We start from the raw sequence: 22,108 nt of genomic DNA, 5'->3' as shown, positions 1-22,108 counted from the left end.
TAGTTATGAAAAGAAAAGTACTTATTGATTCCCCAAATCGAATAGTACAGATTTTAAAAGCTACGTTTATAATAGCTTTATTCATGGGAACTTCAAATGCTCTTTTAGCACAAAATCCTAATGCAAATGAAAATGCTACAGTTTATGGTGGCGAAATTACGTTTATGGATGGTGAAAAATACACTAGCGTTTGTGTAGGGGATGGAGAAGCAGATTATGTACAAGTAGTTCTCGAAAATGCATCTGGTCGAGTAAAGCAATGGATTGTTACTAACGAAGATGGCGATATTCTCGGTTTACCCGATAATCCTTCAGATGTGAATTTTGATGGAGCAGGTGTTGGTATTTGTTACATTTACCACCTTTCTTATAATGGAATTAAACCCTTAGTAGACCCATCAGGTCAAGGTAAGTTCACCAAAAACGTGAATGATATTGTTGGAAGGTTTGATTTATCTGAACCTATTATGGTTGAAAGATTTCTGCAACCTACCCCAGGAGTATTAGAAGGAGGACCTTTTGAATTTTGTGTAAACGATGGTGAACCCGATTACATACCAGAGGGCGCTATTACACTTTCTGGAAATAGTAGTACTAATGAAGCGTGGGTAGTTACAGATTCCGATGGTAATATTTTAGGACTTCCTCCAACGCCTTATGATGTTAATTTTGATGAAGCTCCAGAAGGTGTTTGCTTAGTTTGGCATCTTGGGTATGAAGATAATGTAAGTTTTGATGGCGTTACAAATGCCAATGACTTAATGGGTTGTTTCGAATTATCAAATCCAATTAGCGTTAATAGAATACAACAACCGGAAGGCGGCGATATTGCCTTAGCGGATGGCTCTACGGAGATAGAAATTTGTGCTGGTGACGGTGTTTCAGATTTGTTTGAAGTTACTTTAACCGGAGCAAGTGGCGGACAAGGCGTACAGATGCTATGGGTTATTACCGATGCAGATGCCAATATACTTGCTGTTTCTAATGATAATAGCTTTGATTTAGAAGGTGCTGGTGAAGGTATTTGTTTAATTTGGAATTTAAGCTACGCTGAAAACGTAAGTCTAGAAGGCGTAACAAATGCAGGTCAGTTAATGGGCTGTTACGACTTATCAAACCCAATTACTGTTAACAGAATTCAACAGCCAGAAGGAGGCGACATAGCTTTATCTGATGGATCTACTGCAATAGAGATATGCGCTGGTGATGGTATTTCAGACGCCTTTGATGTTACCCTAACAGGAGCTAGCGGAGGACAAGATGTGCAAATGCTTTGGGTAATTACCGATGCAGATGCAAATATATTAGATACATCTGATACTAATACTTTTGACTTAGAAGGAGCTCCAGAAGGTGTTTGCTTAATTTGGCATCTAAGCTATGCTGAAAATGTAAGTTTAGATGGCGTTACAAATGCTGGAGATTTAATGGGATGCTATGATTTATCTAATCCTATTACTGTAACTAGAATACAACAACCTGAAGGCGGCGATATAGCTTTAGCAGATGGTTCTACTGCAATAGAGATATGTGCTGGTGATGGAAATTCAGACCTATTTGAGATAACCTTAACAGGTGAAAGTGGAGGGCAAGGTGTAAATATGCTTTGGGTAATTACTGATGCAGATGCCAATATATTAGATGTATCTAATGATAATAGCTTTGATTTGGAAGGAGCTGGTGATGGTGTTTGTTTAATATGGCATTTAAGCTATGCTGAAAATGTAAGCTTAGAAGGTGTTACAAATGCAGGAGATTTAATGGGTTGTTATGATTTGTCTAATCCAATTACAGTTACAAGAAATGGTGTTAATGGAGGTACACTAACTGGAGGGACAGATAATACTTTTAACTTTACGGTTGATGATACCGAGGATAAAATTCCAGCTGATGCCATTACATTAGAAGGTAACATCGGAACAAATTCTGCATGGGTTGTAACAAATGAAGATGGAACAATAATTCTTGGTTTACCAGCAAACTATGCCGATGTTGATTTTAATGCTGCTGGGGTAGGCGTATGTAAAATATGGCACTTAAGTTATGAGGACGGATTAATAGGAACTGTCCCACCTGAGGAAGGAGATCATTTAGTCTCTGGTTTAGAAGGCTGTTTTAGCCTTTCAAATCCAATAACAGTTAATAGAACAGCTCCTAGTAGCTCAAAAGTTTCGGTATTTCCAAATCCAGCAAAGAGCTCTGTTAATGTTGACTATTCTGGATTTAATGGGAGCGAGGTTAATATAAGAATATTTAATTTGAGAAGCCTTCAATTGAGCAGCAAAGATTATAGTACTAGAATTAAAAGAGCAAAGCTAAATGTAGAGAATTATGAACAAGGCCTTTACTTTATTAGAGTAACTGATAAAGTAACAGGTGAAAGTTCTATAAAGCGATTAGTTATTGAGTAAATTGCTATTAAAATTTTTAAAAAGGGTTCTAAATTTTATTTAGAACCCTTTTTGTTTAATATACCTTTCCATCTTAAATTCCGTATATATAGACCTTCGGCATCAGTTACAAGAAATTCCATTTTTTCTTTTTTGGCCTTAAAATATCCAGCCATATAATCTTTAAAAAGAATAAACCTACCTTTTTTAAAAGCTAGTTTCAATGCTGAAAGAAGGGTTATTACGAAACCATAACGCATTTTGTACATTGCTTCTCCTTGTAAGTATTTAGAAGCTTTGTTGTAGCTCTGACCAGTGGGTTTTAAATGTTTAACATGGAGCTTTTCATCGGTTAAAAGTTCCCAACCATGATACTTTGCCAGTAATTCATCAACGGTGTCCCATCCCATAGATGGTTTCAGTTTACCAATATCATAAAAGCATTGTTTTCTATATGCTTTCAAAGCCCCGCGAATGTGGTCTTTTCTTGTAAGGTTTTCTAAAATCCAATTTCCGTTTTTTTCAATTAAACAAAAACCGGCGACCATACCTAGTTTTTGGTTCTTATTGAAATGAATAGATATATGTTCCAAATAATTTTTAGGAAAGATTAAATCGGCGTCATATTTACAAATTATATCGTAGTAATTATCCAGTTCATTATAACCTTTGTAGAAAGCATTTATAATTTTTGATCCTGGTAAATGTTGATTTGAAGAGGTTACATTTAGTAAGGAAATCCAAGAATGTCTTGACGAAAAAGCTTCAACAATATCTTGAGTATTATCGGTTGAATTATCATTAACTACAACTAACTTTTTTGGTAATAGCGTTTGATTTACTAATGAATCTAAAGTTCGTCCTATGGAACTTTCTTCGTTATGAGCAGGAATGATAATATAAAAGTCCAATAGATATTAGATTTAAAACGTAAAGTTAAACCCTTTCGGCGTAAACAATATAATATCTTGGTGTAAACCATCTTAAAATGGGGCGAACACCAAACTTTTTTGTTGGGTTGGTCCATTTCTTCCGATCAATAATTTTCCAACCAGACTTCTGCAATAGCCAATCGAATTGCCAATCTTCGAACTCATGATAATGCCTATCTAGCATATCGGTTTTACTTCTATAGGCCGAAGAAAACCAGAGCTTAAGAGGCACACTTGCCACAAGTTTATTTGTTCTTATGGATTTTAAAACAGTAAATGGTGACAGTAAGTGTTCAAAGATTTCAAAGGCTGTTACTGCATCAGCAGTTGACCTTTCTATTTTAGAAGTATCTAAATCCAAATCTTCACCAGCAGTATTTTCGACCCTATAACCATGATCTTGCATTATTGTCGTAAACGGATTTTCAACTCCTAAATCTAAAATGGAATGGTCTTTTGTGACGTGTTTTTCTAAAAATTTAATGGTATGCTTAAAGCGTTTATTGGGGTAGCTTTGCTCGTACATGGTTATTGTTTGTATACAATAGCATTAATGTTCATTCCAGCACCAACGCTAGCGAAAATGATAACATCTCCTTTTTTTATTTCTTGATTCTCTAAAGAATCATTCAAAATCATGTCGTATAATGTTGGTACCGTTGCTACGCTAGAGTTTCCTAATTTACCAATTGTCATTGGCATAATGCCTTCTGGCATTTCTAGGTTGTACAACTCATAAAAACGTTTTACGATGGCCTCATCCATTTTCTCATTCGCTTGATGAATTAATATTTTTTTTACTTCAGAAATATCAACACCACTTTCGTCTAGGCAAGATTTCATTGCTAAAGGCACATTGGTAAGCGCGAATTCGTAAATTTTGCGTCCATACATTTTTATGTAACGACAATTGTCTGTTATTTCTTGGTTGTTGGTTTCACCGAAATAAATAAAATGAGCCTCATCTAATGCAAAGGTTGCAGTGTCATGAGTTATAATACCACCCTCATCGTTGGTTGCTTCTATGATTACGGCTCCAGCACCATCGCTATATATCATAGAATCACGATCATGTGGGTCTATTACGCGTGATAATGTTTCCGCACCTATAACCAAACATTTTTTTGCTAAACCAGCTTTTATAAAAGCATTGGCTTGAATAACACCTTCAACCCAACCAGGGCATCCAAATAATAAATCGTAACCAACACATTTTGGGTTTTTAATGCGTAAAAGGTGTTTTACTCTTGAGGCGATACTCGGTACGGTATCGCTTTGGTTACTACCATGTCTAACATCTCCATAATTATGCGCGACAATTATATAATCGAGCTCTTCACGATCTACTTTTGCTTTTTCAATGGCTTTTTCAGCCGCAAAAGAAGCTATATCCGAGGTGTTTAAATGGTTCTTAGTATAGCGCCTTTCATCTATTCCAGTGATGGCTTTAAACTTTTTTACAATGACTTCGTTTGGTGCGTTTATACTGGAACCATCACTGTTTAGAAATTCGTGATTGTAAAAGTTTTCATTTTTCTCAACAATGGCAGGAATGTAACTACCTGTACCTGTTATCTTAATATTCATAGATTGTAATTGCCATTAATTAATATAAAACCAATATAAATGCTTTTAATTAAATGTTAAAGTGAGTTGGTTTTAATTTACGATGTTCAAAGAGCAATTTATGCTTCAGCATAAGCCTCAATAGGTGTACATGAACAAATTAAATTTCGGTCTCCATAGGCATCATCAACTCGCCTTACGCTTGGCCAAAACTTATTGTTTCTTACATAGTCTAATGGAAACGCAGCCTCTTCACGTGTATACGTGAATTGCCACTCATTTGCCGTTATCATGTTCAATGTATGTGGCGCATTCTTTAAAACATTATTATCATTGTCTTTAGAAACATTATCAATTTCGTTTTTAATTGAAATCATAGCATCACAAAAACGATCCATTTCAGCCTTACTTTCGCTTTCGGTGGGTTCAATCATCATGGTTCCGGCAACGGGAAATGAGACGGTAGGCGCATGGAACCCATAGTCGATAAGGCGTTTTGCTATATCGGTAACTTCAATGCCATGTGCTTTAAAAGGACGACAATCAACAATCATTTCGTGCGCTGCTCTGCCACGCTCACCTGAATACAGGGTGTCAAAACTTCCTTGTAAGCGATGTTTGATATAGTTCGCATTTAAAATAGCTATTTTCGTGGATTCTGTTAAGCCTTTTGCGCCAAGCATCTTTATATAGCCATAGGAAATTAAGCATGCTAAAGCAGAACCAAATGGTGCTCCAGAAATAGCGGTTATGGCATTGTCTCCTCCTGTTTTCACTAAGGGATTACCAGGTAAAAAAGGAACGAGTTGTTTGGCAACACAAATAGGGCCTACACCGGGACCACCACCTCCATGAGGAATAGCAAAGGTTTTATGTAAGTTAAGGTGGCAAACATCCGCGCCAATATTTCCTGGATTGGTTAATCCTACTTGGGCATTCATATTAGCGCCATCCATATAAACCTGTCCACCGTTATCATGAATAATTTGAGTTACTTCTTTAATAGCAGACTCATAAACACCATGAGTTGATGGGTAAGTTACCATTAAGGCAGAAAGATTGCCTTTATGTAATTCGGCTTTTTCTCTTAAATCTTCAACGTCAATATTTCCTTCTTCGGTAGATTTTGTAACAACAACTTTCATGCCCGCCATTACCGCACTTGCAGGATTAGTGCCATGAGCAGAAGACGGAATTAAACATATATTTCTATGATGGTCGCCACGGGATTCATGGTAAGCTTTTATAACCATTAGACCAGCAAATTCTCCTTGAGCACCAGAATTGGGTTGCAAAGACGTAGCTGCAAACCCAGTGATTTCAGTTAATTGATCTTCCAATTCTTTAAGAACTGTTAAGTAACCCTTGGCTTGTTTAAGTGGGGCAAAAGGATGAATGTTTCCCCATTTGAACCAGCTTAGAGGCAGCATTTCTGAAGCGGCATTCAACTTCATCGTACAAGACCCTAAAGAAATCATAGAATGATTTAAGGCTAAATCTTTACGCTCTAAAGATTTTATATAACGCATCAACTCGGTTTCGGAATGATAAGTGTTGAATACTGGGTCGGTTAAAAAATCTGATTGCCTTTGTAAAGGTTCTGAAATATAATTGGCTTCTTCAACCAAAGAAATTATAGTAGTTTCTTTTTCAGCTGCTTCTGCAAAAATTGAAATTAAATAATTGATGTCTCTAATAGAGGTTGTTTCGTTTACTGATAAGGTTACCGTGTCTTTGTTAGGGTAGTGCAGATTAACTTTTTTTTCAGTAGCAACTTTCTTTATTGCTTTAGCATTCGTTTTTATTTGAAGCGTATCAAAGTAAGACGTGTTAACTTGATTATATCCCAAACTCTCTAGAACAACCGCAAGTTTAGCGGTTTTACTATGAACTTTATTAGCAATGAATTTTAAACCTTGAGGCCCATGATAAACACCATACATGCTAGCCATAACAGCTAATAATACTTGAGCTGTACAGATATTTGAAGTGGCTTTATCTCTTTTTATGTGTTGCTCTCTGGTTTGTAAGGCCATACGGAGAGCTCTATTACTATTGGCATCTTTGGTTACACCAATAATGCGACCTGGTAGATCTCGTTTGTAAGCTTCCTTGGTAGCGAAGTACGCAGCATGAGGACCACCATAACCCATCGGGATACCAAAACGTTGTGTGGTTCCAACCACAACATCGGCTCCAAATTTCCCTGGTGCTTCTAATTTTACCAAACTTAAAATATCAGCCGCAACGGCTACTTTAATTCTTGAGTTATTTGCTTTGGAAATGAAAGATTTTATGTCTGTAATTTGACCGTCTTTTCCAGGGTATTGTAGAATAGCTCCAAAGAAATCTTCAGAATAAGCAAAAGCTTCTTCTTTACCAATAACAAGCTCGATACCTATTGGAGTTGCTCGAGTTTGAAGCAATGATAATGTTTGTGGTAAAATATTTTCAGATACAAAAAACTTGTTGATGCCTGCTTTTTTCTGATCACGCTCTCTTACTGCGAAAAGTAAACTCATAGCCTCTGCTGCAGCAGTACTTTCATCTAACAGAGAAGCATTAGCAATCTCCATTCCTGTTAGGTCGATTACCATAGTTTGGAAATTCAATAAGGCCTCCAGCCTTCCTTGTGCAATTTCAGCTTGATAAGGTGTATAAGCTGTGTACCATCCTGGGTTTTCTAGAATATTTCTTTGAATTACAGCAGGCATAATAGTTGGATGGTAACCCAAGCCGATATACGTTTTACGCGCTTTGTTCTTCTTCGATAAATCATGAATATGCAATAAATACTCGTGCTCGGTCATTGGGTCATCCAAGTTCAATCCATTTTTTAAACGGATATCGTTTGGTATGGTTTCATAAATAAGCTGATCTAAAGAGTCTAAACCTAAGGTTTTTAGCATAAGTTTTTGGTCTTCTTCTCTCGGACCAATATGACGCAATGCAAAGGCGTTTGTATTCATCTAGCAACGATTTTTTATATAATTCGCAAAAATACGCAATATTTAGTGTGTTTTATTGAGCGAAATGGAAAGTTTTTAACTATTCGCAAACGTTATCAACACTTTAACTACTTTTGTTTTATGCGTTTTTTAAGGAAGCTTTTTAATTTTTACATTAATAGTAGTATTCACGTGGCTTTATCGGTATTTTCATTAGCATGGATTACCTTACTTTCATTCGATTTAAGTTATACAGAATCTGTACTTTATTTTGTGTTTTATGCTTCGATAACTGGCTATAATTTTGTTAAGTATTTTGCAATTGCGAAGTTTCATCATAGACAATTAGCCAATTGGTTAAAATTTATTCAAATATTATCTTTTGTTTGTTTCATTCTCATGTGCTTTTATGCAGCACAATTAACTTTAAAAGCACTTACTTTCATTGTATTATTAATGTTACTAACTTTTTTTTATGCGATTCCGTTTTTTTCAAAATCGCAAACTTTAAGAACGATTGGCGGCTTAAAAGTTTATATCATTGCTTTAGTCTGGGTTAGTGTTACAGTGTTTCTTCCTTTGATTACTTTAGACTATAAGATTAATTTGGATGTTATAATACTTGGGATTCAACGCTTTTTATTGGTTATTGCACTGATGTTGCCATTTGAAATTAGAGATTTGAAGTTTGATTCTAATGAATTGTCTACAATTCCTCAAAAGCTTGGTTTAAAAAAAACAAAGCTTCTTGGTTTGTTGATTCTAATGAGCTTGTTTTTCTTGGAGTTTTTTAAAGATTCAACCGCCGAAAATCACATTCTTGTAATGTTTATTGTAGCCTTAATAACTGGCTTATTAGTGCAATTCAGTAAAGTGGAACAAAATAAATATTATAGTTCTTTTTGGGTCGAAGGAATACCCATATTATGGTTAATGCTAATTTTAATATTTAATTAGCAACTTCTTTCAGAGCTTTTTCGAAATCTCTTTTCATTAAGTCTTTAGATGTTTTGTCCAAACACTCAACATCAGATTTTTTTATTGCTTTTGTAAGCTTCGAGTTATTAGCGGTGTATTTTCTACAAGCTCTGCAGTAGATTAAATGTATGTTAAGTTTTATTTTTTCCCACAAGGTGGCATTATTATATTGTGTTTTATCACAAACATGATTTGCTTCATCACAAGGAATAGTAATTTTAAACTTACTCATAACTAAAACCAATTTTCTTTTAGGCAATCAGCCATTGCAGTTCTTGCTCTATGAATAATTACCCAAAGGTTAGACGCTGTAATATTTAGTTCATTACAAATAACTTCGGTTTCGTAACCTAAAATTGTTTTCATTTTAAAAACGTCTGCTTGTTTTTGCGGAAGTTTACCTAAACAATTATGAATTGCATCTCCTAATTCACTATTTTGTAATGTGTCTTCAGCTGTTTTATCAAATGGATCTGCAACGCGTTCTTCAAGCCAATCCCCTTCAGATTCTGAGTCGGTACTGTAATTTATCCTAACTTCTGCTTTTCCTTTAGTGGAATTAATCTTGCGATAATAATCTATGATTTTGCGCTTTAGGATAGAAATTAACCAAGTACGCTCGCTTGCCTCGCCCTTGAAATTTTTCATAGATTTTAATCCAGCTAAAAAAGTATCTTGGACTAAATCTTGAGCAATTTCTCTATCACTTACACGTGTGATGGTGTAATTGAAAAGATAATCAGAATATAAATCGATCCACTTATTAGGATTAATTTTATGTTCGGGCATTGGTTAGCTCTTTTTTTGAATTTCAAAAATAAGTAAATTTTCTATACTTCAATTAAACCCGCACGTTTTAATAATGCCTCTGGTCTTGGTTTTTGCCCTCTAAAACGTTTATAAAGAGTCATAGGATTATCGGTACCACCTTGGCTTAAAACACACTCTTTAAATTTATTGGCTATAGTCTTGTTGAAAACACCATTTTCTTTAAAATATTCAAAGGCATCGGCATCTAAAACTTCGGCCCATTTGTAGCTGTAATATCCAGAGGAATACCCGCCTTGGAAAATATGTGAGAATGCTGTACTCATGCAAGTTTCTTTGATTTCAGGGTAAAGCGAGGTGTTTTTGAAAACATCAGATTCAAAAGCTTTTACACTTTTTATTACCTCTGGAGACTCGCCAGCATGCCAGCTCATATCTAATAAACCAAAACTTAGTTGTCTTAAAGTTTGCATGCCTTCATGAAAGGTTGCAGAAGCCTTAATTTTATCAATCAAGTCCATTGGTATAACTTCTCCAGTTTCATAATGTTTAGCAAAGAGCTCTAAAGCTTCTTTTTCGTAGCACCAATTTTCCATAACTTGACTTGGTAATTCTACAAAATCCCAATAGACACTTGTCCCAGATAAACTAGGGTAGGTCGTATTTGCTAACATGCCGTGCAGTGCATGCCCAAATTCATGAAAGAGTGTGGTTACCTCATTAAACGTTAATAAAGAAGGTTTTGTTTTTGTAGGTTTTGTGAAATTACATACAATGGAAACATGAGGTCTGCTATTCTCTCCATTCTTGATGTATTGTGGTTTAAAAGAGGTCATCCATGCGCCATTACGTTTTCCAGACCTCGGAAAGAAATCGGCATAAAAAATAGAAATCAATTCGCCTTTTGGATTCGTAACTTTATATGTTAAGACATCCTCATGATATTTATCAATAGTATCAATTTCTTGAAAGTTTAAATCGAATAACTTATTGGCTATTGTAAAAGCGCCGTTAATAACATTTTCAAGCTTGAAATAAGGCTTTAGAAGCTCATCGTCTAAACTAAATAATTTCTGTTTTAATTTTTCTGAATAATAAGAGCCATCCCATTTTTCTAATCTTTCAATATTATCTAGTGTTTTAGCGAAGTTTCCTAAGTTTTTAAATTCACGCTCTGCGGCAGGTTTTGCTTTAAGTAATAATTCGTTTGAAAAATTGAGAACATTTTTTGGGGTCTCTGCCATACGCTCTTCTAAAACAAAATGAGCATGGGTTTTGTAGCCTAAAAGGGTTGCTCGTTCGTGTCTAAGTTTTACTATTTCAAGTACAATATTTTGGTTGTCTAAATCGTCTCCTTTAAATGATTTGCTTCCGGCTGCAAGGGTAATATTTTTTCGTAATTCACGATTATCAGCATAGGTTACAAAAGGAATATAACTTGGGTAGTCTAAAGTAAATAACCAGCCTTCTTTCTTTTTGGATTCTGCAAGTTGCAATGCAGCTTCTTTGGCGCCATCAGGTAGCCCAGATAAATCAGATTCCTTTGTAATGAGCATTTCAAACTTATTAGTTTCAGCTAAAACATTCTCGCCAAATTTTAGTTTTAGTTGACTCAAAATTTTATCAATTTCTCTTAGTTTTTCTTTTTTATCTTGAATTAAATTAGCACCATTGCGAGAAAAACTTTTGTATTTCTTATCTAATAATGTTTGTTGTTCGGTTGTTAGATTTAGTTCATCTTTCGAATTATAAACGGCTTTAACACGTTTAAACAAATCTTCATTCAACGTAATGTCGTTACTAAATTCTGAAAGTAGAGGTGATACTTCTTGTGCTATTTTTTGAATGGTTTCATTCGTTTCGGCAGAATTTAAGTTAAAGAAAATACTTGAGATCCTATCTAATTGTTCTCCAGAAAAATCAAGTGCTTCAATTGTGTTTTGAAATGTTGCTGCTTCTGGACTATTCACTATATCATCAATTTCAGCCTTTGCTTTTGCAATAGCGTTTTTAAATGCAGGTAGAAAATGCTCATCATTAATTTTAGAAAAAGGAGCTGTATTATATGCCGTGTTGAATGGTTCTAATAATGGATTTTTTGTCATTAGTAAGAGGATATGTTAAATTTTAATTGTATTATGCGCGCATAGCATAATTTTATTATATTTGCCGCGATAATTATAGGAGTGACTAACTCAGGAATTATTGTTAATAGCTAAGAATCCTCGAATTTATTCGAGGATTTTTTATTTAAAGATCCTTTGCGGACTCGATAACTTTTATTTTTAAGCCTTCTTTGTAAGCAATAACTTTATCAAGCACACATTTATCACTTGATCCAATTATTTGAGCACCAAGAATTCCTGCATTTTTTGCACCATTAAGGGCTACAGTTGCTACGGGGACCCCACCAGGCATTTGTAAAATAGATAGTATAGAATCCCATCCATCAATAGAATTGCTGCTTTTTACTGGAACGCCAATTACTGGCAGCGGTGATAAGGAAGCAATCATTCCAGGTAGGTGGGCTGCTCCTCCAGCACCAGCAATTATAACAGAAAAACCTCTTGTATGTGCATTTTTGCCATAATCAAATAGTTTTTCAGGTGTGCGGTGTGCAGAAACAATATCAACTTCTACTTCTATATCAAATCCTTTTAAGATGTCTATTGCATCTTGCATAATGGGAAGATCACTTTTACTTCCCATAATAACGCCAACTTTACTCATAATTATTCACTTATTACTTTAATAGCTTTCTTAACTTCTGCCGCAATACGACGCGCTTTATTTAAATCTTCATTTACAATAGTAACATGACCCATTTTTCTAAAAGGTCTTGTGTTTTTTTTACCATAAATATGAGGGGTTACACCATCCATATTCATTATTGTCTCTATGTTTTGATAGACAACATTTCCATGATGCCCTTCGGCGCCAACCAAATTAACCATAATACCACCCACTTTGCTATCTGTACGCCCCAACGGTAAATTCAATATAGCTCTTAGATGCTGTTCAAACTGGGAGGTGTAACTTGCTTCAATAGTTTGGTGACCAGAGTTATGCGGTCTCGGGGCCACTTCATTAACTAAAACGTCTCCATCATGTGTTTGAAACATTTCAACTGCTAATAATCCAACATGATTAAATGCTTTAGAAACTTTTAAAGCAACATTTTGGGCTTTTTCTGCAATTTCATCATCTATTCTTGCAGGGCAAATAACATATTCAACTTGATTTGCTTCAGCGTGAAATTCCATTTCAACTACTGGATATGTTTTTACTTCTCCAACTTCATTTCTAGCCACAATAACTGCCAATTCATTTTTAAAATTAACTAACTCTTCCGCAATACATTCTCCATTCGGTAAACCTTCTAAATCCGAAAGATGTTTTACAACTTTAACGCCATTACCATCATAACCAAATTGAGCAGCTTTCCATACAAATGGAAATTCTAACCCACCATTTTCAATGGCGTCTTCAATTTCAGATAGATAGGCAAAACGAGAAAATGCTGATGTAGGGATTTCATGATCCCTATAAAAAAGTTTCTGCGTTGCTTTATTTTGAATGACTCGTAAATTTCTCGAAGAAGGAAATACTTTTATCCCTCTTTTTTCTAATGTTTCTAGGGCATCAACATTTACATTTTCAATTTCAAAAGTTAAGACATCAACATCTTTTCCAAAGTTAACAACTGTTTCATAATCCATTAAATCACCTATATGAAATTCGTTGCAAGCAATTTTACATGGCGCATCTGCACTAGGCTCTAAAACCGATGTGTGAATATCAAATTTTCGGGTGTTGTATAGTAACATTTTGCCTAATTGCCCACCACCCAGAATTCCAAGCTTAAAATTAGATGAAAAATAGTTCATGAAGACCTGTTTAACTTAAATCAATTAATCTTTTTGCAAAAATACATTTTAATATCATATTACTTTAGAAATCCTAAATCAAAAAATCGGTATTCCTTAATCTATTGATTATCTTTGCATCTTTCAAAACTTTAAGTAAGTGATTAAGCTTCACGATAAAATTTTTAAACCATTTATTTCTGCCGAAGAAATAGAAAAAGCTATTGATAAATTGGTAGCCCAAATTTCCAATGACTTAGGAGATGAAATTCCGGTTTTTATAGGGATTTTGAATGGGTCTTTTATGGTGGTAAGTGATTTTGTGAAAAAATATCCAAAACCTTGTGAAGTAACATTTATTAAGTTAGCTTCTTATGAAGGTGTGAAGTCTTCCGAGGATATTCAACGTTTAATAGGATTAACACAGGATCTTACGGGTCGAACGGTTGTTATTCTTGAAGATATAATAGATACAGGAAAAACACTTGCTGAAGTGCATCGTATTTTTAAAAACGAAAAGGTGAAATCCTTAAAGATTGCGACCTTATTTTATAAACCAGATGCGTATAAGAAAGATTTTAAACTTCATTACATTGGTATAGAAATTCCGAATAAATTTATTGTAGGCTATGGATTGGACTATGATAATTTAGGAAGAGATTTGCCAGAAATTTATCAAATAAAAGAAACGCAACACATGACAAACTTAGTGCTATTTGGACCTCCGGGAGCAGGAAAGGGAACGCAGGCAAATTTTTTAAAAGAAAAATATAATTTAGTTCATATTTCTACCGGAGATGTATTTAGATATAACATAAAAAATGAAACAGCTTTAGGGATGTTAGCCAAATCTTACATGGATAAAGGTGAATTAGTTCCAGACCAAGTAACAATCGACATGCTTAATGCTGAAGTTGAAAAAAATGCCGATGCGAATGGGTTTATTTTCGATGGATTTCCAAGAACAAATGCTCAGGCAGATGCTCTTGATACTTTAATGGATAGTAAGGATTCTCAAATTAATGCTATGATTGCCCTTGAAGTTGATGATGAAATTTTGGTTGAGCGCCTGTTAGAAAGAGGTAAATCGAGTGGAAGGGCGGATGATGCTGACGAATCTATTATAAGAAACAGAATTAAAGAATATTACAATAAAACGGCTATCCTTAAAGACTATTATTCGGCTCAAGACAAATATTATGGTGTCGATGGCGTAGGGAGTATTGAAGATATTACGATTAGGTTAAGCAGCGTTATTGACAAACTTTAGTTTATTCGTTTAGTTGTTTAGAACACTTATTCTCAACTAAACAACACAAAAACAAATAAACATAAAAAATGACTGAAGGGAATTTTGTAGACTACGTAAAGATGTTTGTTAGCTCTGGAAAAGGAGGGCAAGGTTCGGCGCATTTACATCGTGAAAAATATATTGAAAAAGGCGGTCCCGATGGAGGAGATGGCGGTCGAGGAGGGCATATAATAGTTCGCGGTAAATCTAATCTTTGGACACTTCTTCATCTAAAGTTTAAAAAGCATATTCGAGCAGGTCATGGTGAACATGGTAGCAAAAGTAGAAGTACTGGAGCCGATGGAGCAGATGTTTATGTTGATGTACCATTAGGCACTGTTATAAGAGACACCGAAACCAATAATATACTTTTCGAAATTACTGAAGATGGTGAAGAGAAAATCTTAGTTGAAGGCGGTAAAGGAGGATTAGGTAATTGGCATTTTAAAAGTTCGACAAACCAAACACCGCGTTATGCACAACCTGGTTTGCCCATGGAAGAGAAGCATGTTACCATGGAGCTTAAATTGTTAGCTGATGTTGGGTTGGTTGGTTTTCCTAATGCGGGGAAATCTACATTGCTGTCAGTGATTACATCTGCGAAACCAAAAATTGCAGATTACGAGTTTACAACACTAAAACCTAATTTGGGAATTGTAAAGTATCGCGAATTTCAAACCTTTGTCATGGCAGATATTCCAGGTATTATAGAAGGAGCTGCGGAAGGTAAGGGTTTAGGATATTATTTTCTTCGTCATATTGAACGTAATTCGGTATTACTGTTTTTAATTCCTGCGGATGCCGATAATATTAAGAAACAATATGATATTTTGCTGGATGAACTAAGACGCTATAATCCAGAAATGTTGGATAAAGAACGAATAATTGCCATTTCTAAATGTGATATGCTTGATGAAGAGTTGAAAAGTGAGTTGCAGACAGAGTTAGATAACGAATTACCAATTCCGTATTTATTTATATCTTCGGTAGCGCAACAAGGACTGAAAGAATTAAAAGATATGCTTTGGCGTATTTTGAATAATTAAATTTAATTTTTTGTACTTCTTAACCTGATTTGCTTATGAAAGAGCGCATTAAGAGTATTGTAGAAATTAATGATAATAAAGTTAGTAGTAGCTTCGGGTTTTTTATTCAAGCATTAATTTTATTATCTGTTATTACTTTTTCAATTGAAACCATTCCAAACTTAAAACCAAGAACACGTATTGTTCTGAAGGTAATTGAGTGGTTTAGTGTTATTGTTTTTAGTATTGAATATATATTAAGAATTTATGTAGCCGATAGTAAGCCAAAATTTGTTTTTAGTTTTTTTGGGATTATAGACTTACTGGCTATTTTACCATTTTATCTTTCTTTTGGAGTTGATTTAAGATCTTTAAGAGCACTCCGATTTTTAAGGTTATTTAGAATTTTGAAGTTAGTGCGCTATAACAGAGCCATGAATCATTTTACGCGTGCTATAAAATCAGCTAAGGAAGAAATCTTACTTTTCTTATTCATAACTTTGATACTGATTTATTTTTCTGCGGTTGGCATATATTATTTTGAAAATCAAGCACAACCAGAACATTTCACTTCCATATTTGATAGTTTGTGGTGGGCTATAATTACCCTAACAACAGTTGGTTATGGCGATGTTTATCCTATAACAGTAGGAGGGAAAGTTTTTACTTTCTTTATTCTCATGATAGGTTTAGGTATTGTGGCAATTCCAACGGGAATAATCTCATCGGCATTGACAAAGTCAGTTGATAAAAAACAAGATGAATAATTAATTAGTATTGTTTTGGTTTAGCTCATTAAGTAAGCTAGGTTTAAACCAATAAAAAAACCCATGAAATTTAATCTTGGGTTTTTTTATTTAGTAGCGAGAGGGGGGCACGATCCCCCGACCTCCGGGTTATGAATCCGACGCTCTAACCAACTGAGCTACCTCGCCGTAAATTGAGGCTGCAAATATAAAAACAATATTAATGCCTACAAATATTAGTTTAGTAAAATATTATTAAAAATAGTTGTAAAACTTATCAATTAATGTATATATTGAGCATCATATATTTAATGTTTACTTATGGAAGATAAAGTTAAATTTGAAATAGAGTTTCCTATTCATGCTTCACCACAGTTGTTGTATCAGTATATATCGACACCGTCTGGTTTATCTGAGTGGTTTTCAGATAATGTAAATTCAAGGGGCGAATTATTTACTTTTATTTGGGATGATAGTGAAGAACAAGCAAAGTTATTAAGTAAAAAAAGTGGTGAACGTGTTAAATTTAGATGGCTAGAAGATGAAGAAGAAAACCTGTCATGTTATTTTGAAATTCGTATTCAAGTTGATGAAATTACTAAAGATGTATCTCTAATGGTCACTGATTTTGCTGAAGAAGATGAAGTTGATGAGGCTAAAATGCTTTGGGATAATCAAATTTCAGATTTAAAACAGGTATTAGGTTCAGTTTAATTTTATAATACATTTTAAATTATATTTGTCCCGCTAAAACAGCGGGATTTTTTTTATGATAAATTTTAACGGGAATATTCAAGAAAACAAAGAGATTTTATCAATAGAAAATAGAGGATATACCTATGGCGATGCTTTGTTTGAAACGATAAAAGCGGTTCATGGAAAGCTCTTTTTTTGGGAGGACCATTACTTTAGGTTAATGGCTTCCATGCGTATTATGCGTATGGAGATTCCAATGAATTTTACCATGGAATTTCTTGAAGAACAAATTCAGAATACATTAACCGCAAATCAATTAAATAATGCATCTGCACGAATAAAGATACTAGTGCATAGAATTGAAGGCGGATTATATTTGCCAGAATCTAACGATGTTAACTTTGTAATTTCTGCTAAGGCAATTGATTCCGACTATTATTTACATGTTAACGAGAATTATGTTGTTGATCTTTTCAAAGATTATTACGTTTCACCAAGTTTACTGTCTACATTAAAAACTAACAATAAAGTGTTAAATGTTGTTGGTAGTGTTTATGCTAAGGAAAATAACTTGAATAATTGTTTGATTTTAAATACTGATAAAAAAGTTGTTGAAGCACTTAATGGAAATGTTTTTTTGGTAAAGGATAATATTATTAAAACACCGCCTTTAAGTGACGGCTGTTTAAAAGGTGTTATGCGGAAACAAATTATTGAAATTTTAAAACATATTCCTGATTATCAATTTGAGGAAGCATCTATTTCGCCATTTGAACTTCAAAAAGCAGATGAGTTATTTATAACAAATGTTATTGTTGGGATTCAACCTATCACAAATTACAGAAAGAAACAATTTTCCCAAGAAGTATCTAAAGAATTGCTGCAAAAATTGAATGTAAAAGTAAGATTGGGCTAGTTGTAGCTTGGGTTTTCAGGAGCATTGGACCAAATGCTATATTCACCGCCAAGTTCTAGCATTTTTTCTTTCCAAAACGTTTCGTAGTCCTTTTCAATGATGTTCTTTTCATAAATATTTTCAGAAACCAACCATGAGTTTGCTTTTAATTCACTTTCTAATTGGTTAGAATCCCATCCAGAATAACCAAGAAAAAACCTTATATCATTTTCTTTGATAGTCTTCGTAGCAATCAACTCTGAAACTTTTGAAAAATCACCACCCCAAAATATGCCTAATGATATTTCGATACTATTAGGAATCAACTCAGGAACCTTATGAATAAAATATAAATTATCCTGCTCCACAGGTCCACCATTATAAACTTTATAATTAGCTTCTATTTCCGGTACTAAGTCATTAATATTATATTCCAATGGTTTGTTAAGAATAAAACCAATAGATCCATCCGAATTATGATCTGCCAATAAAACAATAGAGCGATTAAACGAAACATCACCGATTATCGCTGGTTCCGCGATTAAAAGATCGCCTTTTTTTGGTTTTGTGGTTATCATTAAATATGAGAAATTAGTAATTAAATCTAAGATTTTTTAATTAAACATGCAACTTCAACATTTATTAAATAAAAAAGCCTTCAAAATATGAAGGCTTTCTAAAATATTTAGGAAGTAAATTAGTTTACTGCGCTTGATAAATCTGAACCAGCTTTAAACTTAACCACTTTTTTAGCCTTTATTTTGATAGTTTCACCAGTTTGAGGGTTTCTTCCTTCTCTTGCAGCTCTTTTAGAAACTGACCAAGAACCGAACCCTACTAAAGAAACTCTATTACCTTTTTGTAAAGCTCCTTCAATTTCAATAAGAGCACACTCTAAAGCTTTTTTTGCAGCAGCTTTAGTAATTCCTGCGTGTTCTGCCATTGCGTCGATTAAATCTGTTTTGTTCATAATATAAATTTTAATTATTAATAAATTGGTTAAACATTTTTGTTAAATCCTCTACAAATTTATACGGATTATGCAACCATGCAAGTAATAGCAAGGGAAATACCCGCTATTGTTGATAACTTCGTCTATTTGTTAATAAAGAAAGAGTCTTTGGTCGATGTTTTCGTGATATCAGTATTAATAAGGGTTTAGCGAACTTTAGCATTAGAATCAAATCGATATCCATTTAAAAGTGCTTGAATATCCATTTTACGTTTTCCTGGAAGTTTAATTTCGGTTAATTTAATGTACCCTTTTGATACTGCAACTCTTAAATCTTTTTTGGTAGCTATAATGCTTCCAGAGGGTAAATCATGTTTCGAAAACTCCTTTTCTGCTCTATAAACTTTAATGTCAAAATGGTCATCACCGTTAATTAAAGTGGTATATGCTGACGGATAGGGACTTAATCCACGAATCTTATTATATATATTGTCGATAGTATCTGTCCAATCAATTCTGCAATTATCTCGATTAAGTTTATATGCTGTTTTTAAATTTCTAGTATCTGGCTGGGGAGTTGTTTTAACTTCACCTTCTTTTATAAGATTAACTGTTTTCAAAACAAGATTACTACCTAATGTCATTAATTTATCATGAAGACTACCAGCATCCTCTTCTTGATCAATTGGTATTTCTTCTTGAAGAATCATTTCTCCAGTGTCAATTTTATCATCTATAAAAAACGTAGTAACTCCTGTTTTTGTTTCACCATTAATAATCGCCCAATTTATTGGAGCAGCACCGCGGTAATTTGGTAGTAATGAGGCATGCAAATTAAATGTACCATACTCCGGCATTTGCCAAACAACCTTTGGCAACATTCTAAAAGCTACAACTATTTGAAGGTTTGCTTTTAAATCTTTTAAAACTTTCAAGAAATCTTCGCTCTTTAAGTTTGTAGGTTGCAAAATGTTTAAGTTTTGTGATTTAGCATATCGCTTTACCTCACTCTCATGTAATTTGCGTCCTCGACCAGCAGGTTTATCTGGTGCAGTAATAACCCCAACAATATTATATTGATTCTCAACCAACACTTTTAAGGTGTTAACTGCAAAATCAGGGGTGCCCATAAATACAATTCTTAAATCGTTCATAAATGACTTAATTTATATGTGTTTGTTTTAGTTAAGCTTATAATATTGTGTTCTAATAACAAAGCAAGTGTATCCATAATCTCTTTTTCTGAATAGTCTAAGTTGGAAACTAGATCTCTTGATGAAAAATCTTTAGTCTCCAATAATTCTATGATACACTTTTTTACAGAATTTATATTGGTTGTCTTGGTGTTTTTTTTCGTTTCTAAACAAACCGAGCATATACCACAAGACTTTATGTTTTCTTCACCAAAATATTTAAGTAATTGAATGCTTTTACAAACAATGTTGTTTTCGGTATAGTCAAGTATGGCTTTAACCTGTTCTTGTTTAAGCTGATTTTGTTGTTCAATTACTGTGGCAATCCGGTTAATAGTTTTATCGTCCTCACGAGGTTGTATGAATGTGATTTGAGCATCGGTCTTTGAAAACTGAAAATCAATAATATTGTCACGTTCTAATTGTTGCAATGTTTTAATAACATCGGATTCCGATGTAGACGCTTTTTCAGCTACTTTATCCATATTTATCTTGGTTTTGTGATCAAAAATACCGCCATAAATACGAAGCATAGACTTAACAATAAGCACCAAATTCTGATGCGTTTCTAAATAATTAAAAAGGGATGCGCTAGATATTATAAACTGTACCGTAACGTTATTTTTAAACTGTTTAGATAGGCTAATAATGCTGTTTCTGTCTAACAATAATAACGTGTTATAGGTTAATACAGATGGAAATTTGTAGGTCTTGCAAAAATCATTAAAGTTAAAGTCGTGTATTGAATAAGGGCCTTCACCATATGAGATTTGGAAATAACTACTTAATTTTCGATACACTTGTTTTACAAATTCCACCGATGGTAAAATTTTTAAAAATTGATTTTTGACTAATACTTCATCACTATTATTTTTCAAGAGAATGGCAAAAGCCTTATTTCCATCTCTTCCTGCTCTACCGGCTTCTTGAAAATAACTTTCTAAGCTTTCGGGTAGATTGATGTGAATAACCGTTTTTACATCTGGTTTGTCAATCCCCATTCCAAAAGCATTTGTAGCAACCATAACCTGAGTTTGATTATTGAGCCATTTGGACATGTTGGTGTCCTTTTCATCGTTTGACAGACCGCCGTGATAAAATGTAGCAGAAATATTTTTTGAATTAAGAAAGGTTGATAAATCGATAGTTAACTTTCTGTTTCTAACATAAATAATAGAGGATGCTTTATATTTTTTTAAGATGATTTCAATGCGATAATATTTATCATTTTCATGAAAAACCATGTAAGCCAGATTTGATCTGTAGAAAGATTGTTTGAAGATCTTTGGTTGAATAAAGTCGAGTTCTTCAGTGATGTCTTTAATAATGTTCCATCTCGCTGATGCTGTTAGAGCAATTACATTTACAGACGGTTGTAGTTGCCTTAAAAGCCTAATGTTTTTATAGGCTGGTCTAAAATCGTTACCCCATTGAGATATGCAATGAGCTTCATCTACAGCTATTAAATTTACAGGCATCTGTCGAATACGGTCTTGCACTAATTCTTGTTGTAAGCGTTCTGGCGATAAGTATAGGAATTTGTAATTTCCATAAATGCAATTATCCAATAACGTATCTAATTCGTTATATGAAATACCACTGGTAAGCGCCATGGCTTTTATACCCTTATCATTAAGTGCTTTAACCTGATCTTTCATTAATGCAACTAATGGCGATATTACAACGCAGATGCCTTCCTTTGCTAATGCCGGTATTTGAAAACATAACGATTTTCCACCGCCAGTAGGAAGTAATGCAAAAGTGTCTTCACCTTCAATAACCGCATTTATTATAGGTTCTTGTTGCGGTCTAAAAGATGTAAACTTCCAATAGCGTTCCAGTATGTTTAAAGGATGTGACAA

The 22,108-nt window shown here is 34.0% G+C and carries 20 protein-coding genes and 1 tRNA gene; 7 read left to right on the top strand and 14 right to left on the bottom strand.

Annotation, left to right across the window (positions count from 1 at the left end):
- Nucleotides 1–5: 5 nt before the first annotated feature.
- Nucleotides 6–2,411: a T9SS type A sorting domain-containing protein gene (locus FEF17_RS01795; RefSeq protein WP_139000648.1), complete on the top strand. Its 2,406-nt coding sequence runs from the start codon at nucleotides 6–8 to the stop codon at nucleotides 2,409–2,411.
- A gap of 35 nt (nucleotides 2,412–2,446) precedes the next feature.
- Here the strand turns inward: FEF17_RS01795 and FEF17_RS01790 are convergent, their stop codons facing one another.
- From FEF17_RS01790 to gcvP, 4 genes are all read right to left on the bottom strand, one after another.
- Nucleotides 2,447–3,301, bottom strand: a complete 855-nt coding sequence (locus FEF17_RS01790; RefSeq protein ID WP_139000647.1) for a glycosyltransferase family 2 protein — start codon at nucleotides 3,299–3,301, stop codon at nucleotides 2,447–2,449.
- Nucleotides 3,302–3,326: 25 nt separating this feature from the next.
- Nucleotides 3,327–3,848 (bottom strand): class I SAM-dependent methyltransferase, encoded by a 522-nt coding sequence (locus tag FEF17_RS01785; RefSeq protein ID WP_139000646.1) that lies wholly within the window; start codon nucleotides 3,846–3,848, stop codon nucleotides 3,327–3,329.
- A 2-nt stretch (nucleotides 3,849–3,850) separates the two neighbouring features.
- Nucleotides 3,851–4,909, bottom strand: coding sequence for a 3-oxoacyl-ACP synthase III family protein (locus FEF17_RS01780; protein ID WP_139000645.1), 1,059 nt, complete (start codon nucleotides 4,907–4,909; stop codon nucleotides 3,851–3,853).
- A 98-nt stretch (nucleotides 4,910–5,007) separates the two neighbouring features.
- A complete protein-coding gene (gene gcvP, locus FEF17_RS01775) occupies nucleotides 5,008–7,857 on the bottom strand; it encodes an aminomethyl-transferring glycine dehydrogenase (RefSeq protein WP_139000644.1) in 2,850 nt (949 codons plus the stop codon).
- 120 nt (nucleotides 7,858–7,977) lie between these two features.
- On the opposite strand from gcvP, the gene FEF17_RS01770 reads away from it, so the two are divergent.
- Nucleotides 7,978–8,793 carry a hypothetical protein gene (locus tag FEF17_RS01770; RefSeq protein WP_139000643.1) on the top strand — a complete coding sequence of 272 codons (816 nt, stop codon included), beginning with the start codon at nucleotides 7,978–7,980 and terminating at the stop codon, nucleotides 8,791–8,793.
- Here FEF17_RS01770 and FEF17_RS01765 read toward each other — a convergent pair.
- From FEF17_RS01765 to FEF17_RS01745, 5 genes are all read right to left on the bottom strand, one after another.
- Nucleotides 8,786–9,046: a hypothetical protein gene (locus tag FEF17_RS01765; protein ID WP_139000642.1), complete on the bottom strand. Its 261-nt coding sequence runs from the start codon at nucleotides 9,044–9,046 to the stop codon at nucleotides 8,786–8,788. The genes FEF17_RS01770 and FEF17_RS01765 overlap by 8 nt on opposite strands.
- Before the next feature lie 2 nt (nucleotides 9,047–9,048).
- Nucleotides 9,049–9,603 (bottom strand): sigma-70 family RNA polymerase sigma factor, encoded by a 555-nt coding sequence (locus FEF17_RS01760; protein ID WP_139000641.1) that lies wholly within the window; start codon nucleotides 9,601–9,603, stop codon nucleotides 9,049–9,051.
- 41 nt (nucleotides 9,604–9,644) lie between these two features.
- Complete coding sequence (locus FEF17_RS01755) at nucleotides 9,645–11,687, bottom strand: M3 family metallopeptidase (protein WP_139000640.1); 2,043 nt, start codon at nucleotides 11,685–11,687, stop codon at nucleotides 9,645–9,647.
- Between the two features lie 145 nt (nucleotides 11,688–11,832).
- On the bottom strand, nucleotides 11,833–12,312 hold the full coding sequence (purE, locus tag FEF17_RS01750) for a 5-(carboxyamino)imidazole ribonucleotide mutase (protein ID WP_139000639.1): 480 nt from the start codon (nucleotides 12,310–12,312) through the stop codon (nucleotides 11,833–11,835).
- Between the two features lie 2 nt (nucleotides 12,313–12,314).
- Nucleotides 12,315–13,469: a 5-(carboxyamino)imidazole ribonucleotide synthase gene (locus FEF17_RS01745; protein ID WP_139000638.1), complete on the bottom strand. Its 1,155-nt coding sequence runs from the start codon at nucleotides 13,467–13,469 to the stop codon at nucleotides 12,315–12,317.
- Between the two features lie 139 nt (nucleotides 13,470–13,608).
- Here FEF17_RS01745 and FEF17_RS01740 point away from each other — a divergent pair, with 139 nt between their 5' ends.
- From FEF17_RS01740 to FEF17_RS01730, 3 genes are all read left to right on the top strand, one after another.
- Entirely contained in the window at nucleotides 13,609–14,718 is a 1,110-nt protein-coding gene (locus FEF17_RS01740; RefSeq protein ID WP_139000637.1) for an adenylate kinase, read from the top strand.
- A 68-nt stretch (nucleotides 14,719–14,786) separates the two neighbouring features.
- Nucleotides 14,787–15,785, top strand: coding sequence for a GTPase ObgE (obgE, locus tag FEF17_RS01735; RefSeq protein ID WP_139000636.1), 999 nt, complete (start codon nucleotides 14,787–14,789; stop codon nucleotides 15,783–15,785).
- A gap of 35 nt (nucleotides 15,786–15,820) precedes the next feature.
- The gene (locus tag FEF17_RS01730) at nucleotides 15,821–16,531 is read left to right on the top strand and encodes an ion transporter (RefSeq protein WP_139000635.1); all 711 of its coding nucleotides are present in this window, start codon (nucleotides 15,821–15,823) and stop codon (nucleotides 16,529–16,531) included.
- A 94-nt stretch (nucleotides 16,532–16,625) separates the two neighbouring features.
- Here the strand turns inward: FEF17_RS01730 and FEF17_RS01725 are convergent.
- A tRNA-Met gene (locus FEF17_RS01725) sits at nucleotides 16,626–16,699 on the bottom strand.
- A gap of 132 nt (nucleotides 16,700–16,831) precedes the next feature.
- Between FEF17_RS01725 and FEF17_RS01720 the strand changes: the two genes are divergently transcribed.
- Together FEF17_RS01720 and FEF17_RS01715 are read left to right on the top strand one after the other, a co-directional pair.
- Entirely contained in the window at nucleotides 16,832–17,224 is a 393-nt protein-coding gene (locus FEF17_RS01720) for an START-like domain-containing protein (RefSeq protein ID WP_139000634.1), read from the top strand.
- A gap of 55 nt (nucleotides 17,225–17,279) precedes the next feature.
- Nucleotides 17,280–18,122 carry an aminotransferase class IV gene (locus tag FEF17_RS01715; protein WP_139000633.1) on the top strand — a complete coding sequence of 281 codons (843 nt, stop codon included), beginning with the start codon at nucleotides 17,280–17,282 and terminating at the stop codon, nucleotides 18,120–18,122.
- Here FEF17_RS01715 and FEF17_RS01710 read toward each other — a convergent pair.
- The 4 genes from FEF17_RS01710 to FEF17_RS01695 form a co-directional block, all read right to left on the bottom strand.
- Complete coding sequence (locus FEF17_RS01710) at nucleotides 18,119–18,679, bottom strand: YqgE/AlgH family protein (RefSeq protein WP_139000632.1); 561 nt, start codon at nucleotides 18,677–18,679, stop codon at nucleotides 18,119–18,121. The two genes, FEF17_RS01715 and FEF17_RS01710, sit on opposite strands and share 4 nt — an antisense overlap.
- Before the next feature lie 119 nt (nucleotides 18,680–18,798).
- Nucleotides 18,799–19,071, bottom strand: a complete 273-nt coding sequence (locus FEF17_RS01705) for an HU family DNA-binding protein (RefSeq protein ID WP_139000631.1) — start codon at nucleotides 19,069–19,071, stop codon at nucleotides 18,799–18,801.
- Between the two features lie 188 nt (nucleotides 19,072–19,259).
- Entirely contained in the window at nucleotides 19,260–20,207 is a 948-nt protein-coding gene (gene fmt, locus FEF17_RS01700) for a methionyl-tRNA formyltransferase (protein ID WP_139000630.1), read from the bottom strand.
- Complete coding sequence (locus tag FEF17_RS01695) at nucleotides 20,204–22,108, bottom strand: RecQ family ATP-dependent DNA helicase (RefSeq protein WP_139000629.1); 1,905 nt, start codon at nucleotides 22,106–22,108, stop codon at nucleotides 20,204–20,206. Before FEF17_RS01695 ends, fmt begins: the two co-directional genes overlap by 4 nt.

The organism is Hyunsoonleella aestuarii (assembly GCF_006148925.1).
Classification (GTDB): domain Bacteria; phylum Bacteroidota; class Bacteroidia; order Flavobacteriales; family Flavobacteriaceae; genus Algibacter_D; species Algibacter_D aestuarii.
Note: the sequence above shows the minus strand (reverse complement) of the source record. Positions and strands in the feature narration are given on the sequence as shown.